Source organism: Microbacterium meiriae, from assembly GCF_040702565.1.
GTDB lineage: Bacteria > Actinomycetota > Actinomycetes > Actinomycetales > Microbacteriaceae > Microbacterium > Microbacterium meiriae.
The window spans coordinates 621,601-638,326 of sequence record NZ_JBFBLJ010000001.1; the positions used below are offsets into that span (position 1 = coordinate 621,601).

The 16,726-nt window shown below is 69.1% G+C and carries 17 protein-coding genes; 13 read left to right on the forward strand and 4 right to left on the reverse strand.

The window, feature by feature from the left end:
• Positions 1 to 8: 8 nt before the first annotated feature.
• Positions 9 to 1,088, forward strand: coding sequence for a peptide chain release factor 1 (gene prfA, locus AB0310_RS02945; RefSeq protein ID WP_268776475.1), 1,080 nt, complete (start codon positions 9 to 11; stop codon positions 1,086 to 1,088).
• A 16-nt stretch (positions 1,089 to 1,104) separates the two neighbouring features.
• Here prfA and AB0310_RS02950 read toward each other — a convergent pair whose 3' ends face one another.
• Both AB0310_RS02950 and AB0310_RS02955 read right to left on the reverse strand, forming a co-directional pair.
• Complete coding sequence (locus AB0310_RS02950) at positions 1,105 to 1,758, reverse strand: response regulator (protein ID WP_187663811.1); 654 nt, start codon at positions 1,756 to 1,758, stop codon at positions 1,105 to 1,107.
• A complete protein-coding gene (locus AB0310_RS02955; RefSeq protein ID WP_366236557.1) occupies positions 1,755 to 3,401 on the reverse strand; it encodes a sensor histidine kinase in 1,647 nt (548 codons plus the stop codon). The genes AB0310_RS02950 and AB0310_RS02955 overlap by 4 nt, the downstream gene beginning before the upstream one ends.
• A 150-nt stretch (positions 3,402 to 3,551) precedes the next feature.
• Here AB0310_RS02955 and AB0310_RS02960 point away from each other — a divergent pair, with 150 nt between their 5' ends.
• Positions 3,552 to 5,096 (forward strand): CitMHS family transporter, encoded by a 1,545-nt coding sequence (locus AB0310_RS02960; RefSeq protein ID WP_366236558.1) that lies wholly within the window; start codon positions 3,552 to 3,554, stop codon positions 5,094 to 5,096.
• 27 nt (positions 5,097 to 5,123) lie between these two features.
• On the opposite strand, the gene epsC is transcribed toward AB0310_RS02960, so the two are convergent.
• Positions 5,124 to 5,693, reverse strand: a complete 570-nt coding sequence (gene epsC, locus AB0310_RS02965; protein ID WP_315637047.1) for a serine O-acetyltransferase EpsC — start codon at positions 5,691 to 5,693, stop codon at positions 5,124 to 5,126.
• Positions 5,694 to 5,701: 8 nt separating this feature from the next.
• On the reverse strand, positions 5,702 to 6,640 hold the full coding sequence (cysK, locus tag AB0310_RS02970; protein WP_366236559.1) for a cysteine synthase A: 939 nt from the start codon (positions 6,638 to 6,640) through the stop codon (positions 5,702 to 5,704).
• A 98-nt stretch (positions 6,641 to 6,738) separates the two neighbouring features.
• On the opposite strand from cysK, the gene prmC reads away from it, so the two are divergent.
• From prmC to atpD, 11 genes are all read left to right on the forward strand, one after another.
• Positions 6,739 to 7,599, forward strand: a complete 861-nt coding sequence (gene prmC / locus AB0310_RS02975) for a peptide chain release factor N(5)-glutamine methyltransferase (protein WP_366236560.1) — start codon at positions 6,739 to 6,741, stop codon at positions 7,597 to 7,599.
• Positions 7,600 to 7,651: 52 nt separating this feature from the next.
• Positions 7,652 to 8,347 carry an L-threonylcarbamoyladenylate synthase gene (locus AB0310_RS02980; RefSeq protein WP_187663817.1) on the forward strand — a complete coding sequence of 232 codons (696 nt, stop codon included), beginning with the start codon at positions 7,652 to 7,654 and terminating at the stop codon, positions 8,345 to 8,347.
• Entirely contained in the window at positions 8,344 to 9,516 is a 1,173-nt protein-coding gene (locus tag AB0310_RS02985; RefSeq protein ID WP_187663818.1) for an MraY family glycosyltransferase, read from the forward strand. Before AB0310_RS02980 ends, AB0310_RS02985 begins: the two co-directional genes overlap by 4 nt.
• The gene (locus AB0310_RS02990; protein WP_187663819.1) at positions 9,513 to 10,031 is read left to right on the forward strand and encodes a Cg1360 family ATP-synthase-associated protein; all 519 of its coding nucleotides are present in this window, start codon (positions 9,513 to 9,515) and stop codon (positions 10,029 to 10,031) included. The genes AB0310_RS02985 and AB0310_RS02990 overlap by 4 nt, the downstream gene beginning before the upstream one ends.
• A 111-nt stretch (positions 10,032 to 10,142) precedes the next feature.
• Positions 10,143 to 10,964: a F0F1 ATP synthase subunit A gene (gene atpB, locus AB0310_RS02995; protein WP_136035259.1), complete on the forward strand. Its 822-nt coding sequence runs from the start codon at positions 10,143 to 10,145 to the stop codon at positions 10,962 to 10,964.
• A gap of 43 nt (positions 10,965 to 11,007) precedes the next feature.
• Positions 11,008 to 11,244 carry an ATP synthase F0 subunit C gene (gene atpE, locus AB0310_RS03000; RefSeq protein ID WP_025103147.1) on the forward strand — a complete coding sequence of 79 codons (237 nt, stop codon included), beginning with the start codon at positions 11,008 to 11,010 and terminating at the stop codon, positions 11,242 to 11,244.
• Between the two features lie 27 nt (positions 11,245 to 11,271).
• On the forward strand, positions 11,272 to 11,850 hold the full coding sequence (locus AB0310_RS03005) for a F0F1 ATP synthase subunit B (protein ID WP_060922506.1): 579 nt from the start codon (positions 11,272 to 11,274) through the stop codon (positions 11,848 to 11,850).
• Positions 11,850 to 12,641 carry a F0F1 ATP synthase subunit delta gene (locus AB0310_RS03010; protein WP_292797898.1) on the forward strand — a complete coding sequence of 264 codons (792 nt, stop codon included), beginning with the start codon at positions 11,850 to 11,852 and terminating at the stop codon, positions 12,639 to 12,641. Before AB0310_RS03005 ends, AB0310_RS03010 begins: the two co-directional genes overlap by 1 nt.
• A 47-nt stretch (positions 12,642 to 12,688) precedes the next feature.
• Positions 12,689 to 14,329 carry a F0F1 ATP synthase subunit alpha gene (atpA, locus tag AB0310_RS03015; RefSeq protein WP_062634989.1) on the forward strand — a complete coding sequence of 547 codons (1,641 nt, stop codon included), beginning with the start codon at positions 12,689 to 12,691 and terminating at the stop codon, positions 14,327 to 14,329.
• Positions 14,330 to 14,348: 19 nt separating this feature from the next.
• Entirely contained in the window at positions 14,349 to 15,245 is an 897-nt protein-coding gene (locus AB0310_RS03020; RefSeq protein WP_187663821.1) for a F0F1 ATP synthase subunit gamma, read from the forward strand.
• Between the two features lie 26 nt (positions 15,246 to 15,271).
• On the forward strand, positions 15,272 to 16,726 hold the full coding sequence (gene atpD, locus AB0310_RS03025; protein ID WP_187663822.1) for a F0F1 ATP synthase subunit beta: 1,455 nt from the start codon (positions 15,272 to 15,274) through the stop codon (positions 16,724 to 16,726).

The window sequence follows — 16,726 nt, forward strand, 5'->3', positions numbered from 1 at the left end:
GGCCCGACGTGTTCGAGTCCGTCCAGACTCTGATCGACGAGCATCGCCGGGTCCAGGAGGAGCTCTCCGACCCGGCGGTGCACGCCGACGCGGCCCGCGCCAAGCGTGTCAACCGTCGGTACGCCGAGCTGTCGCGCATCGTCGCGGCGCACGAGGCGTGGACGGGCGCCGTCGATGATCTGGAGGCGGCGCGCGAGCTCGCCAGGGAGGACGAGGCGTTCGCCGCCGAGGTCCCCGCGCTGGAGGAGGGCGTGCAGACCGCGCAGGAGCGCCTCCGACGACTCCTCATCCCGCGCGACCCCGACGACGCCCGCGACGTGATCATGGAGATCAAGGCGGGGGAGGGCGGCGCCGAGTCGGCGTTGTTCGCGGCGGATCTGCTGCGCATGTACGTGCAGTACGCCGCGTCCAAGGGGTGGAAGACCGAGCTGCTCGAGCGCAACGAGTCCGACCTCGGCGGCTACAAGGACGTCCAGGTCGCCATCAAAGGCTCCTCGTCCGACCCTGCACAGGGCGTCTGGGCGCACCTGAAGTACGAGGGCGGCGTGCACCGCGTGCAGCGGGTGCCGGCCACGGAGTCGCAGGGACGCATCCACACGTCCACGACCGGCGTGCTCGTGTTCCCCGAGGTGGACGAGCCCGAGGAGATCCAGATCGATCAGAACGATCTGAAGATCGACGTGTTCCGTTCATCGGGCCCCGGCGGCCAGTCGGTGAACACCACCGACTCCGCGGTCCGGATCACCCACGTGCCCACCGGCATCGTCGTGTCGATGCAGAACGAGAAGTCGCAGTTGCAGAACCGTGAGGCTGCGATGCGCGTGCTGCGCGCCCGACTGCTCGCCAAGCAGCAGGAGGAGCTCGACGCGGCAGCCTCCGACGCGCGCAAGTCGCAGATCCGCGGCATGGACCGCTCGGAGCGCATCCGTACCTACAACTTCCCGGAGAACCGGATCGCGGATCACCGGACCGGGTTCAAGGCGTACAACCTCGATCAGGTCATGGACGGTGCGCTCGACCCCATCATCGAGAGCGCCATCGCCGCCGACGAAGAAGCGCGCCTCGCCGCCGTCGGCTCCGAGGGCTGAGCGGCCGCCCACCGCGTCACGTGCGCGTCGCGTACCGGTGCTCGGGCCGTCCGGTCGATCCGTACCGCAACCGCACCTCGACGATCGTCCGTGCGGCGAGAGCCGCGAGGTGCCGTTGCGCGGTGGCCCGTGAGATGCCGACCCGCTCGGCGACCTCCGCGGCCGAGGACTCGCCGTCTCCGAGCGCTGCGAGCACGCGCTGCTCGGTGGCCGAGCGCGAAAGGGACACCGGCTCGCCGCCGCCGTGCAGGATCGCGAGCGCCCGGTCCACGTCCTCCTGCGTGAGGGGACGCTCACCCGCGAGCAGGTTGCGATAGCGCAGGTACCGGTCGAGGAGGCCGGTCAGTCCGCGACGGTCGAACGGTTTCACGAGATAGCCGATCGCGCCGGCCCGCAGGGCTCGTCGCACGGTGGGCGCGTCGTCCGCGGCGGAGATGAGGATCGCGTCCACCCCGACCTCGCGGACGAGTCCGATGCCGTCGCCGTCGGGGAGGTAGACGTCGGCGAGCAGCAGGTCGGGGCGTGTCGAGCGCACGAGGTCGCGAGCCTCGCCACAGGAGCGCGCGGTTCCGGTCACGGTGTATCCGGGATGGTCGTCCACGACCGCCCGATGCAGGTCGGCCACCCGGAAGTCGTCGTCGAGGATGAGCGCACGCAGCGGTTCCGTCACAGGTCCTCCTTCGAGAGATGCGGAGTGGGGTCGACGGCATCTCCGATGCGGGCGGCGAACACCGCGCCGTGGTCGGTGCCGCCGGGGTCGATGATCCAGAGGTCGCCGCCGCTCCGGCGGGCGATCTCCGTGGCCAGGGGCAGGCCGATACCGTGCCCGTGCACGCGATCCTCGCTTCCCGCGTCGTCGGCGGGCGCTCGGAGGTCGGGCTCCCGGATACCGGCGCCGGAGTCGGAGACGGTGACGACGAGCGCGCCGCCATCGCTCAGCGCGGAGACCTCGACCCACCGCGGGTCCCTCGTGCCCGTGACGGCGGCGGCGATCGCGTTGTCGACGAGATTGCCGAGCACGCTCGCCACGTCCTCCGCCCGACGCACGGTGCCGATCAGCTGCGTGTCCTCCGCGATCCGCAGGGCGACGCCCCGTTCGGCGGCCTCCACGCCCTTGGCTCCCAGGAAGGCGTGCAGGAACGGATCGCCCACGAGGTCGAGGCCGGCGACGGGGAACGACACGGGACCACGGCTCACCAGCTCGTCGAGGAAGGCGCGCGCGTCGGCGACACGGCCGGCGTCGATGAGGCCGGCAGCCACGTGCAGGCGGTTGGCGAACTCGTGGCGCTGGACGCGCAGTGCTGAGGTCATCGTGCGCACGGCCTCCAGCCGCTCGGTGAGGGCGATGAGGTCGGTGCGGTCGCGCACGATCAGCACGTCACCGAGTTCCTGCCCGTCGCGCCGCACCGCGCTCGACTCGAGATAGAGCATCCGGTCGCCGACGACCGCCTCCGCACGCTCGCGGGCTCCCGTGGCCGTGTCCCGTACGACGGGTGGCAGCGGGAGCTCGCCCACGCGGCGGCCGACCGGGTCGTGGAGCCCGAGGAGCCGATCCGACGCGGCATTGCTCACCCGCACGACGCCGTCCTTGTCGACCGCGAGAACGCCGTCGCCGACACCGTTCAGCACTGCCGTCTGGTTCTGCACGAGGGCGACCAGCTCCTCGGGCTGCACGCCGAGGGTCAACCGCTCCCAGCGGCGGCGGAGGAGAAGGAAGGTCGCGAGCGCGAGCGCGAGCGCGCCGGCGGCCGTCAGCCCGATCGCGGCGAGCACGGGCGGGAGGTCGTCGAAGACCCCGGTGCGCTCGAACCCGACGCTGATCTCGCCGACTGGCGTGCCGGTATCGTCCCGCACCGGCACCTTCGCGCGTGCCGACTCGCCGAGCGTGCCGGTCTGCCAGTCGACCACCTCGTGGCCCGCCAGCACCTCGGCGAACGGGGTGCTCACCACTTCGCCGATCCGCGACGGCAGGGGGTGGGCGAGGCGGATGCCGTGGTCGTCCGTGATCACCACGAACAGAGCCCCGGTGCGCGCCATGACGGCGGCGGAGATCTGCTGCAGCTCCCCGTCGCGCAGCGCGGCCGCATCCGGCTCGTCGTCCGACGCGGAGATGGCGGTCACCGTCTCCCGCACCTGCGCGTCCTCCGCCAGGGTCCTGGCGATGCCGAGTGCCGTCGACTCCGCCTCGGCGCGCAGCTGCTGGACCGCGAGCGCGAGATACACGCCCGTGCACAGCGTCACGACGAGGGCGACGGCGGCGAGATGCAGCAACAGGGCGCGGGTCGCGAACCGGACCCGCTTCTCCGTGGACATCGTCACCTCGCTCCCGACGCGCAATATGCGCAGAAGTCACGGTACGCGCACAACAGCCGGGAATGCGGCATACCGCGCTCCGCGTCTCCGGATTGCCTAGCCTCGTCAGGATCCGTCAGCGATGACGGAGCGACGACGAAGGAGTCACGCATGTTCCACGCATCGACCGCGCTGATCGCTGCCGCCGAGGAGGCACCCACCTACGACGTGGCCTTCGTGCCGCCGGAGGGGGTGCTCGTCATCCTCGGCTTCACGATGGTCCTCGTGTTCATGACGCTGATCATGACCAAGCGCCTCACGCCCATGGTGGCGCTGATCCTGGTGCCCACCGTCTTCGGGCTGTTCGCGGGGGCGGGTCTCGGCCTGGGCGACATGATCCTCGACTCGATCGGCACCATGGCGCCCACGGCGGCGCTGCTGATGTTCGCCATCATGTTCTTCGGCATCATGATCGACGTCGGCCTCTTCGACCCGCTCATCCGGTTGATCACGCGGTTGCTCGGCGATGACCCGGCGAAGGTGGTGCTCGGGACCGCGATCCTCGCCGGCGCCGTGTCCCTCGACGGCGACGGCTCGACGACCTTCATCATCACGACCTCCGCGATGCTGCCCATCTACCTGCGCCTCGGCATGAGCCCCGTCGTCCTCACCTGCGTCGCCGGCCTCATGAACGGCACGCTCAACATCGTCCCCTGGGGCGGACCGACCGTGCGCGCCGCGACCGCGCTCGGCGTGCAGCCGACGGAGATCTTCGTGCCGATGCTTCCCGCGCTGGGCGCGGGCATCGTCGTGACGCTCGGCTTCGCCTGGCTGCTCGGCCTGGGGGAGCGGCGTCGTCTGGGGCGGATCGATGCGGACGGGCGGCTCACCGGAGCCGACGGCGGTGTGCTCGCCTCTGTGCCCCGCATCTTCCGCGGCGCCGAGCTCAAGCCGGGCGCGCGCGCCTCGCTGCGCACCGGCAACCTCATCGTCGTCGCCGGCGGGCACGCCCCGGTCGCGGCCGGGAGCGTCGACCCCGCGGACACGGCGATGGCCGACACCATGCTCGATCCGGCCCGCCCCACCCTGCGCCCGCGGCTGATCTGGTTCAACCTCCTGCTGACCGTCGCCGTCATGGTGCTCCTTGTCGTCGACATCCTTCCGCTGCCCTACGTGTTCATGGTCGGGGCCGGCGTCGCCCTCGTCGTCAACTTCCGCGGCATCAAGGATCAGGCGGCGGAGATCGTCGCGCACGCCCCGAGCATCGTCGGCGTCGTATCGATGGTCATCGCGGCCGGCGTCCTCGTGGGAGTCCTCTCCGGCACCGGAATGGTCGACGCGATGGCGACCTGGATCACCACCGTGCTGCCACCCGCGCTCGGACCGTTCCTCGCCCCGATCACGGGTGTGCTGTCCATCCCGTTCACGTTCTTCATGTCGAACGACGCCTTCTACTTCGGCATCCTCCCCGTGCTCGCACAGAGCGCCGCGAACTTCGGCATCGATCCGGTCGAGATGGCCAGGGCCTCGATCACCGGGCAGCCGGTGCATCTGCAGAGTCCGCTGGTCCCCGCGATCCTGCTGCTGGTCTCGCTCGCCGGGGTGAACCTCGGAGACCACCACCGGAAGGTGCTGTGGCGCGCGGTCATCGTGTCGCTCGTGATGCTGGGGATCGGCATCCTGGTCGGCGCCGTCCCGTTCTTCGTCGCGCAGTGACGAAGGTCGCCGGCCGCGGGGCGAGCGTCAGATGGAGTAGTCCGGGGCGGTCAGCAGGGCCCTGGTGTCCTCTCCGGCGGTCCGCTGGCGCGGCTTCGCGGGAACGCCGACGAGCACGCTGTCGGCGGGTGCGTCCTTGGTGACCACGGCGTTGGCGCCCACGACGGAACGGGCTCCGACCGTGACGGCGCCGAGGATCTTCGCCCCTGCGCCCACGGCGACGCCGTCCTGCAGGGTGGGGTGCCGCTTGCCGATGTCCCGTGTCCGGCCCCCGAGCGTCACGCCGTGGTACATCAGCACGTCATCGCCGATCTCCGCTGTCTCGCCGATGACGACGCCCATGCCGTGGTCGATGAAGAAGCGCCGGCCGATCCGGGCTCCGGGGTGGATCTCGACGCCGGTCAGCCACCGGGAGATCTGCGACCCGGCGCGCGCGAGGAGCCGGAGGCGCCGCCGCCACAGCGCGTGCGAGACGCGGTGCGCCCAGATGGCGTGCAGGCCGGGGTAGAGCAGTGCCACCTCGATCGCCGTGCGCGCGGCCGGATCGCGAAGGCGCGCGGCGGCGATGTCCTCGCGCATTCGCCCGATCATGCCCATCGACGACCTCAGTCCTCGCGCAGGTCCTCGAACAGGGCGGTGGAGAGGTACCGCTCGCCGGTGTCCGGGATGATCACGACGATGGTCTTGCCGGCGTTCTCCGGGCGCGCGGCGACGGTCAGGGCCGCCGACATGGCGGCACCGGACGACATGCCGACCAGCAGACCCTCCTTCGCCGCGAGCTCGCGGGCCACGCGCAGCGAGTCCTCGAACTCCGCCGTGATGATCTCGTCGAGCACCTCGCGGTCGAGCACGTCGGGTACGAAGTTCGGGCCGATGCCCTGGATCTTGTGCGGTCCGGGGTGCCCCTCGGTGAGGACGGGGGAGTCCTTCGGCTCGACGGCGATGACCTGGACCTCGGGCTTCGCCGCCTTCAGCGCCTGGCCGGTGCCGGTGACCGTCCCGCCCGTGCCGACGCCGGCGATGAAGATGTCGACCGCGCCGTCGGTGTCCCGGAGGATCTCCTGCGCCGTGGTCTCGCGGTGGATCTGCGGATTCGCCGCGTTCTCGAACTGGCGGATCCAGACCGCGCCAGGGGTCTCGTCGACGATGCGCTTGACCTCCTCGATCGCGCCCTTCATGCCCTTGGTGGGGTCGGTGAGGACGATCTCCGCGCCGAACGCCTTGAGCAGCACACGGCGCTCCTTCGACATCGAGGCGGGCATCGTGAGGATGACACGGTAGCCGCGGGCGGCGCCGACCATGGCGAGGGCGATGCCGGTGTTGCCGCTCGTGGACTCCACGATGGTGCCGCCGGGGGAGAGCTCACCCGCGGCCTCCGCCGCATTGATCATGGCGATGCCGATGCGGTCCTTCACGCTGGACGCAGGGTTGTAGTACTCGAGCTTGGCGAGCACGGTGGCGCCGAGGCCCTCGGTCACGCGGTTGAGGCGGACGAGCGGCGTGTTGCCGAAAGCGGTGGTGATGTCGGGGTGGATGCCGGACATGGGGGAGCCCTTCCTGTGCGGGTGCGCTGCCGATCCAGCCTAGGCGAGCCCGAGGGGGGACGGGGCATTGTGACGTGCGCGCACTCTACGCTGGAGCCATGCCCGACCTCTCCCTCGCTGCGGCCGTGCGCGCCGCGGAGCAGCGTCTCGCCGACGCCGGCGTGCCCGACCCCCTCGTCGACGCCGAGCTGCTCGCCGGACACGTCCGAGGACAGCGCCGCGGGGAGGTGCAGGCGGCCATCGTCCGGGGCGACAGGCTCGACGACGACGACGCGACCGCCTTGGACGCGCTCGTCGCCCGACGCGCAGGCCGTGAGCCCCTGCAGCATCTCACCGGCACCGCACCGTTCCGGCATCTGGAGCTCGCCGTGGGCCCTGGTGTCTTCGTCCCCCGGCCCGAGACGGAGACCGTGGCGCAGTATGCGATCGACGCCCTTCTGGGATCGGGCGATCCGTCCCCCATCGGCGTCGATCTCGGCACGGGCAGCGGGGCGATCGCGCTCGCGATGGCGACCGAGGTGCCGCACGCCCGGGTGTACGCCGCGGAGATCTCCCCGGAGGCCCATGTCTGGGCCCGTCGCAACGTCGAGGGTGTCGAGAACCTCACGCTCGTGCTGTCCGATCTCGCCGATGCCTTCCCCGAACTGGACGGCACAGCCGCGGTCGTCATCTCGAACCCTCCGTACGTCCCCGCTCAGGCGATCCCGCGCGACCCCGAGGTCCGGCTGTTCGACCCCGCCCTCGCGCTCTACGGCGGAGAGGACGGGCTGGACGTCGTCCGTGTGCTCAGCACCAGGGCTCTGCGTCTGCTGCGGCCGGGGGGCACGCTGGTGATCGAGCACGGAGAACTGCAGGGCTCCCCGATCCGCGAGCTGCTCGCAGCTGACGGATGGCGGGCCGCAGCCACCCATCGCGATCTGACGCTGCGCGACCGCGCCACCACCGCCGTCCGCCCCTGATCAGCAGACGTCGAGCTCGTCCCGAACCCGCCCCGCGTAGAATCGAACCGTCATGTCCCCCATCTTCGACTGCAGCGACGAGGCGCAGCTGCTCGCCGGGATGCGCAATGCGCGCCAGGCGATCGGCCGCGGCGACCTCATCGTCATCCCCACCGACACCGTCTACGGCGTCGCCGCCGACGCCTTCTCGCCGCCCGCGGTGCAGCGCCTCCTGGACGCCAAGGGTCGCGGCCGCAATCAGCCGCCGCCCGTGCTCGTCGGCACGAAGGAGACGCTGACGGCCCTCGCGGAGGCTGTTCCGGAGCCCGTCCAGCGTCTCGTCGACGCGTTCTGGCCCGGGGGGCTCACGATCGTGCTGCCGGCGCAGCCCTCGCTGGTGTGGGATCTGGGGGAGACCAAGGGCACGGTCGCCGTCCGCATGCCCGAGGGGCGGGTGGTGCTCGAGCTGCTGGCCGAGACCGGACCGCTCGCGGTGTCCAGTGCCAATCTCACCGGCAAGGCGGCAGCGATCTCCGCGCTCGACGCGGAGAAGATGCTGGGCGACAGCGTCGCGGTGTATCTGGACGACGGCATGAGCAAGGACGGCGTCGCGTCCACGATCATCGATGCGACCTCGCTCGTCCGCCGTGCGGGTGACGCCGAGCAGGGCGTCGTCCGGATCCTGCGGGACGGCGTCGTGACCAGGGAGCAGCTGCGCGAGGTCCTGGGCGACCTGCTCGAGCCGGACCCGCAGGACGAGGATTCGTGAAGCAGTACCTCTTCACGATCATCGTCACCGCCGCGATCACCTTCGTGCTGACCTGGGCGGTGTGGCGGCTGAGCCTCCGCTTCAAGCTGTATCCCGGCATCCGCGAACGCGACGTGCACACCACCCCCACGCCCCGACTCGGCGGCGTCGCGATCTTCCTCGGCATCGTCGCCGCCTTCGCGGTCTCAGCCGCCAACCCGTTCTTCCAGAGCATCTGGACGCCGCCGCAGACCATGTGGTCGATCCTCGCGGCAGCCCTGCTCATCGCCGTGATCGGGGTCATGGACGACCTCTGGGACATCGACTGGATGATCAAGCTGGGAGCGCAGTTCCTCGCCGCCGGCATCATCACGGTGGGCGGCGGCCTGCAGATCCTCTCCCTGCCGTTCGGCGACCTGATCGTCGTGTCGAGCTGGCTGAGCATCACGATCACCATGTTCGCGATCGTGATCGTCATGAACGCCGTGAACTTCATCGACGGTCTCGACGGTCTCGTCGCCGGCGTCTGCCTGATCTCGAACGGCGTCTTCTTCGCGTACTCGTACATCTTCACGCGGGACTCGGGGGCGTCGAGCTACTTCAACCTCTCCACGTTCCTCGCCGCGGTCCTCATCGGCGCCTGCCTCGGTTTCCTTCCGCTGAACTGGAGCCCGGCGAAGCTGTTCATGGGCGACTCCGGTGCTCTCGTGATCGGTCTGCTCATGGCGACCTCGGCCATCGCGATCACCGGGCAGATGGATCCGTCCGCCCTGGACCCGGAGCGCCTGGGGCGTTCGCAGCTGGTCGGCGCCTTCCTGCCCATCCTGCTCCCGTTGCTGGTCGTGCTCCTCCCGCTGCTGGACTTCGGCCTCGCCGTGCTGCGTCGGATGAGCGCGGGGCGATCGCCGTTCTCGCCGGACCGCAAGCACCTGCATCACCGGATGCTCGACCTCGGCCACCGCGACCGCGACGCGGTCCTGATCTTCTACGCCTGGACGGCCGTCATCTCCCTCGCCGTCCTCCTGATGTACGTCGGCGCCCGAGAGGACTGGCCCGGCCAGTACCTTCCGGGTGTCGCGTTCGGGGTCGTCGGCATCGCCGCATGCCTCGTCATCACCCTGAGTCCCACCCGCCGACGCAAGACCGCCGCGGGCGTCGCGCCCGACCCGATCCCCCTGGAGCCCCGATGAGTCCGAGCCCCGTTTCCAGCACCCCGATCCTGCGTCGCACCCTCGTCTGGTCGGCGGTGGCCACCGTCGTGCTGGCGCTCGTCGCCGGCGGGATCGGCTTCGCCGTCGCGCAGGGGGAGGGGCTGGTCAGCGGTCTCCTCGGTGTCCTCCTCGCCGCGCTGTTCCTCGGGATCACCGGGCTGAGCATCCTCATCGCCAACCGGTGGTACGGCGATCCGCTGTACGTGCAGCTCTTCTTCGCGATCGTGCTGGGCGGGTGGCTGCTGAAGCTCGGGGTCTTCGTCGTCGTGATGATCCTGCTCGCCGGACAGCCGTGGATCGAGCCGATGGTGTTCTTCCTGTCGATCGTCGCGGGGGTGCTCATGTCCCTCATCATCGACGTCGTCGTTCTCACCCAGATGCGGCTGCCGAACGTCAGCGACACCACGCTCCCCACCGAGGTGCCGGAGGACCGCGCCCCCGGAGCGGTGAACGATGCCTCCGACGGCCCTGCGGACGCGGCCCCGCGGTCTTAGGGCACCCTTGGATTCTGATAGTGTTGAGGAGTGCCCGCCGCTCGCCCGCGAGCGCTTGCGCTGTGTAGCACACCGACCATCGTCGCCCCGGTTCTGACCGGTGCCCCGAAGCTGGAGCCCGCGCTGTTTAATCTTGCTGCGACCCTGACCCCCCGACTCGCGTCCTCTGATGGCGAGTTCCACGGCCCTTCGATCGATGAGTTCTTCCCGGAGATCCTCTTCCACGTCGGACCCATCCCGGTCAACCGGATCCACCTGATCCAGTTGCTCTCGGTGATCGCCGTCGTCCTGATCCTCTGGCTCGGCACCCGCCGCATGAAGGTCGTGCCCGGCCGGTTCCAGAGCCTCGTCGAGATGGGCCTCGGCTTCGTCCGCGGCGGCATCGCGCACGACCTGCTCGGCCGCAAGGACGGCGACCGCTTCCTGCCGATCCTCACCACGATCTTCTTCATGGTGCTGTTCATGAACGTGACGGGCATCATCCCGTTCCTGAACATGCCGGGAACGGCGATCATCGCGGTGCCGCTCACGCTCGCCGTGGTCAGCTACGTCACGTTCATCTACGCCGGCATCAAGAAGAGCCCGAAGAACTTCTTCAAGAACGCGCTCTTCCCGTCCGGCGTGCCGTGGCCGGTCTACTTCATCGTCACGCCGATCGAGCTCATCTCGACGTTCATCATCCGCCCGGTGACCCTCACCCTGCGACTGCTGATGAACCTCGTCGTCGGCCACATGATCCTGGTCCTCTGCTTCGCGGCGACCCAGTTCTTCTTCTTCACCGCGGGCGGCGGCTGGGCTGCCCTCGGTATCGGAACCCTCGCCTTCGGCGGTGCCTTCACTCTCTTCGAGATCCTGGTCGCCGTCCTGCAGGCCTACGTCTTCACCGTCCTCACCGCGGTCTACATCCAGCTCGCGGTCGCAGAAGAGCACTGAGCGGGCGGGCAACAGCCCTCCCACCCAACGAAAGGAAAAACCCGTGGACGCAACTACGGTTCTCGCTGAAATCAACGGCCACCTCGCGGCGGTCGGCTACGGCCTCGCGGCCATCGGCCCGGCCATCGGTGTGGGCATCGTGGTCGGCAAGACCATCGAGGGCGTCGCCCGTCAGCCCGAGCTGGCCGGTCGCCTGCAGGTCCTCATGTGGATCGGTATCGCCTTCACCGAGGCGCTTGCGTTCGTCGGCATCGCCGTCGGATTCATCCCCTTCCCGTAATCCCCACCGACTTCTGAAGGAGACAGGATGCTGAACGCTCTTGTCACGAACCTCGCGGCTGAGGGTGAAGCGGCGAACAACCCGCTGATCCCCGCGTGGTACGACATCATCTGGTCGGGCTTCTGGTTCCTCATCATCCTCGCCGTCGTGTGGAAGGTCGCCCTTCCTCGTCTGACGAAGATGCTCGACGAGCGGTCCGCCGCCATCGAGGGCAACATCGCCAAGGCCGATGAGGCGCAGAAGCAGGCGGAAGCGGCTCTCGAGGAGTACACCCGACAGCTGGCCGAGGCACGCACCGAGGCCGGTGAGATCCGTGAGGCCGCCCGTGAGGACGGCAAGAAGATCATCGCCGAGGCGAAGGAGACCGCAGCCAGCGAGGCCGCGCGTCTGACCGCCACCGCGCACACGCAGATCGAGGCAGAGCGCCAGACGGCTCTCGTCTCCCTGCGCAGCGAGGTCGGCTCGCTCGCTCTGGACCTCGCCGGCGGCGTGGTCGGCGAGACGCTCTCCGACGACGCCCGCGCGGCCGCCGTGGTCGACCGCTTCCTCGCCGATCTCGAAGCATCCGACCTTCGACAGGCTCAGGTCCCGGGCGGGCAGTCGTAATGGGCAGCGCGACCGCTCAGGCACTCGCGGCATCCACTCAGACGCTTGCCGCAGCGAAGGACGTCACCCTCGAGACCGCGCGCGAGCTGTTCGCGGCCGCGCGGGCCGTGGGCGAATCGTCTCAGCTGAGCGGCGCGCTGGCTGACCCCTCGGCTCCGACCTCGGCGCGGCAGAACGTCGTGTCCGCGGTGTTCGGGCAGTACGGCTCCGCGGCGCAGGATGTCCTGCGCACCGCTGTCGCCGAACGCTGGTCGAACGCCTCCGAGCTGATCGACGGTCTCGAGGAGCTCGCGATCCGGGCGGCGACCATCGCCGAGCCCGGCGCGGACATCGAGGGCGAGCTCTTCGGCTTCTCGCGGGTGATCGCGGCGAACCCGGAGCTCGAGCTCGCGCTCGGCAGCCGGCTCGGGGGAGAGGACGCCAAGGCCGCCCTGGTCGAGCGTCTCCTCGTCGATGCCTCCGCCAGCGCTCCGACGGCCTTCATCGTCACGTCCCTCGTGCGTCAGCCGCGCGAGCGCCGGGTGCGGCAGCTGCTGAGCCGGGCGATGCGTATCGTCTCGAACCAGCGCGGTCGCCTCGTGGCCACGGTGCACACGGCGACCGAGCTCAGCGACGCGCAGCGCACGCGACTCGGCCAGACGCTCTCGCAGCGATACGGCGGCCAGGTGTCCCTCAACGTCGTCATCGACCCCAGCGTCGTCGGAGGCCTGCGCGTGCAGATCGCCGATGACGTCATCGACGGCAGCATCTCCGCACGACTCGCCGACCTTCGCCAGAAGCTCGCGGGCTAACACGACTTCGCGCGGGGAACCGCGCACCCAGATACAAAGGGAAGACAATGGCAGAACTATCGATCAGCCCCGACGTCATCCGTGACGCGCTGAAGGATTTCGCCGCCGCGTACGAGCCCACCGGGGCCGCGGCGACCGAGGTCGGCACCGTCATCGACGCCGCCGACGGCATCGCTCACGTCGAGGGACTTCCCGGCGTGATGGCGAACGAGCTCGTGACCTTCGCCGACGGCACCAAGGGTCTCGCGCTGAACCTCGACGAGCACGAGATCGGTGTCGTCGTCCTCGGCGACTTCACCGGCATCGAGGCCGGTCAGGAAGTCACCCGCACGGGTGAGGTCCTCTCCGTCCCGGTCGGCGACGGCTACCTCGGCCGTGTCGTCGACCCGCTCGGCAACCCGATCGACGGCCTCGGCGCGATCGCGACCGAGGGTGTCCGCGAGCTCGAGCTCCAGGCCCCCGGCGTCATGCAGCGCAAGTCGGTGCACGAGCCCATGCAGACCGGCATCAAGGCGATCGACGCGATGATCCCGGTCGGCCGCGGCCAGCGCCAGCTCATCATCGGCGACCGCCAGACCGGCAAGACGGCCATCGCGATCGACACGATCATCAACCAGAAGGCCAACTGGGAGTCGGGCGACGTCAACAAGCAGGTCCGCTGCATCTACGTCGCCATCGGTCAGAAGGGCTCGACCATCGCTTCGGTGAAGGGCGCGCTCGAGGAGGCCGGCGCTCTGGAGTACACCACCATCGTGGCGGCTCCGGCGTCCGACCCCGCCGGCTTCAAGTACCTCGCTCCGTACACCGGTTCGGCCATCGGCCAGCACTGGATGTACGGCGGCAAGCACGTCCTCATCATCTTCGACGACCTGTCGAAGCAGGCCGAGGCCTACCGTGCCGTCTCCCTGCTGCTGCGCCGCCCGCCGGGCCGCGAGGCCTACCCTGGCGACGTCTTCTACCTGCACTCCCGTCTGCTCGAGCGGTGCGCGAAGCTGTCCGACGAGCTCGGTGCGGGTTCGATGACCGGTCTTCCGATCATCGAGACCAAGGCGAACGACGTCTCGGCGTACATCCCGACCAACGTGATCTCGATCACCGACGGCCAGATCTTCCTGCAGTCCGACCTCTTCAACGCCAACCAGCGTCCTGCGGTCGACGTGGGTATCTCGGTGTCGCGTGTCGGTGGTGACGCTCAGGTGAAGTCGATCAAGAAGGTCTCCGGAACGTTGAAGCTGGAGCTGGCGCAGTACCGCTCGCTCGAGGCGTTCGCGATGTTCGCATCGGACCTCGACGCCGCTTCGCGTCGTCAGCTCTCGCGCGGTGCCCGTCTGACCGAGCTGCTCAAGCAGCCGCAGTACTCGCCGTACCCGGTGGAGGAGCAGGTCGTCTCGATCTGGGCCGGCACCAATGGCAAGCTCGACTCGATCGAGGTCGAGGACGTGCTGCGGTTCGAGCGCGAGCTGCTCGACTACCTGCGTCGCAACACGAAGGTGCTCGACACGCTGCGGGAGACCAACGTGCTGGACGACGCCACCGTCGCCGAGCTCGACAAGCAGACCGACAACTTCCTCCTGGAGTTCCAGGGCGGCAAGGGCCACGCCATCGGCGCCCCTGGCCACGAGGAGCACGCTGCGGCCGAGGCCGAGGACGTCAACCAGGAGAAGATCGTCAAGGGTCGTCGCGCGTAACCGCGTGAGGTACTGATTCATGGGCGCTCAACTCAGGGTCTACAAGCAGAAGATCTCTTCTGCTCAGACGACCAAGAAGATCACGAAGGCGATGGAACTCATCGCGGCTTCGCGCATCCAGAAGGCGATGGCACGCGTCAAGGCGTCCACCCCCTTCGCGCGGGCCGTGACGAGGGCCGTGTCCGCCGTCGCGACGCACTCGAACGTCGACCACCCGCTCACCCGCGAGCCCGAGACGATCCGCCGCTCCGCGGTCGTGATCTTCTCGTCGGACCGCGGTCTCGCCGGAGCCTTCAACTCGCAGATCCTCCGTGAGGGTCTCGAGGTGGCGGAGCTCCTGCGCGAGCAGGGCAAGGAGCCGGTGTTCTACCTCGTGGGCCGCAAGGCCGTCGGGTACTTCCAGTTCCGTCGCATCGCGGCCGCTGCAGAGTGGACCGGCGACACCGACACCCCCTCGTTCCACACGGCGGAGGAGATCTCGCAGACGCTTCTCGAGGCCTTCAACCGTGGCGGCGAGGACGGCGGCGTCGACGAGATCCACCTCGTGTACAACCGCTTCGTCAGCATGATGACGCAGTCGCCGGAGTCCGTGCGCCTGCTGCCGCTGGAGATCGCGGAGGCCGACGACTCGGAGGCGGGCAGCACCGTCTACCCGCTGTACGAGTTCGAGCCCGACGCCGAGACGGTGCTCGACGCGATCCTGCCGGTGTACATCCAGAGCCGCGTCTTCAACGCCCTCCTGCAGTCGTCCGCCGCCAAGCAGGCCGCGACGCAGAAGGCGATGAAGTCGGCCAGCGACAACGCCGACAAGCTCATCACCGACTACACCCGCCTGCGCAACAACGCGCGTCAGGCCGAGATCACCCAGCAGATCGCCGAGATCGTCGGTGGCGCCGACGCTCTCGCATCGAGCTGACAGACCCTCAGGAAAGAGACGAAGAAATGACCACCACCGCCACGGCTGAGCAGCCGGCGACCGCGGTCGTCGGGCGCGTCGCCCGCGTCAACGGTCCGGTTGTCGACATCGAGTTCCCGCACGACTCGATCCCCGACATCTACAACGCCCTGAAGACCACCATCGTGATGGGCGAGGAGTCCACCGAGATCACGCTCGAGGTCGCGCAGCACCTCGGCGACGACCTGGTCCGCGCCATCGCCCTGAAGCCGACCGACGGCATCGTCCGCGGTCAGGAGGTGCGCGACACCGGTGAGGCCATCTCGGTCCCCGTCGGCGACGTGACCAAGGGCAAGGTCTTCAACGTGATCGGCGAGGTGCTGAACCTCGAGCCCGGCGAGACCATCGAGGTCACCGAGCGCTGGCCGATCCACCGCAAGGCCCCGAACTTCGACCAGCTCGAGTCGAAGACGCAGATGTTCGAGACGGGCATCAAGTCGATCGACCTCCTCACCCCGTACGTGCTGGGTGGCAAGATCGGTCTCTTCGGTGGTGCCGGTGTCGGCAAGACCGTCCTCATCCAGGAGATGATCCAGCGCGTCGCGCAGGACCACGGTGGTGTGTCGGTGTTCGCCGGTGTCGGTGAGCGCACCCGTGAGGGCAACGACCTCATCCACGAGATGGAGGAGGCGGGCGTCTTCGACAAGACCGCCCTCGTCTTCGGCCAGATGGACGAGCCGCCGGGGACGCGTCTGCGCGTCGCCCTGTCGGCTCTGACGATGGCGGAGTACTTCCGTGACGTGCAGAAGCAGGATGTGCTGCTCTTCATCGACAACATCTTCCGCTTCACGCAGGCCGGTTCCGAGGTCTCCACGCTGCTGGGCCGCATGCCCTCCGCCGTGGGTTACCAGCCGAACCTCGCCGACGAGATGGGCCTCCTGCAGGAGCGCATCACCTCGACGCGCGGTCACTCGATCACCTCGCTGCAGGCGATCTACGTGCCGGCCGACGACTACACCGACCCGGCCCCGGCCACGACCTTCGCGCACCTCGACGCGACGACCGAGCTCTCCCGTGAGATCGCGTCGAAGGGTCTGTACCCGGCCATCGACCCGCTGACCTCGACGTCGCGCATCATGGACCCCCGCTACTTGGGCGAGGACCACTACCGCGTGGCCACGACGGTGAAGCAGATCCTCCAGAAGAACAAGGAGCTGCAGGAGATCATCGCCATCCTCGGTGTCGACGAGCTCTCCGAGGAAGACAAGATCGTCGTGTCTCGTGCACGTCGCATCCAGCAGTTCCTCTCGCAGAACACCTACATGGCGAAGAAGTTCACGGGCGTCGAGGGCTCGACCGTGCCGCTGAAGGAGACCATCGAGTCGTTCGATGCGATCACCCGGGGTGACTTCGACCACGTCGCCGAGCAGGCCTTCTTCAACGTCGGTGGCATCTCCGACGTGGAGGAGCGCTGGGCGCAGATCCAGAAGGAGAACGCCTGA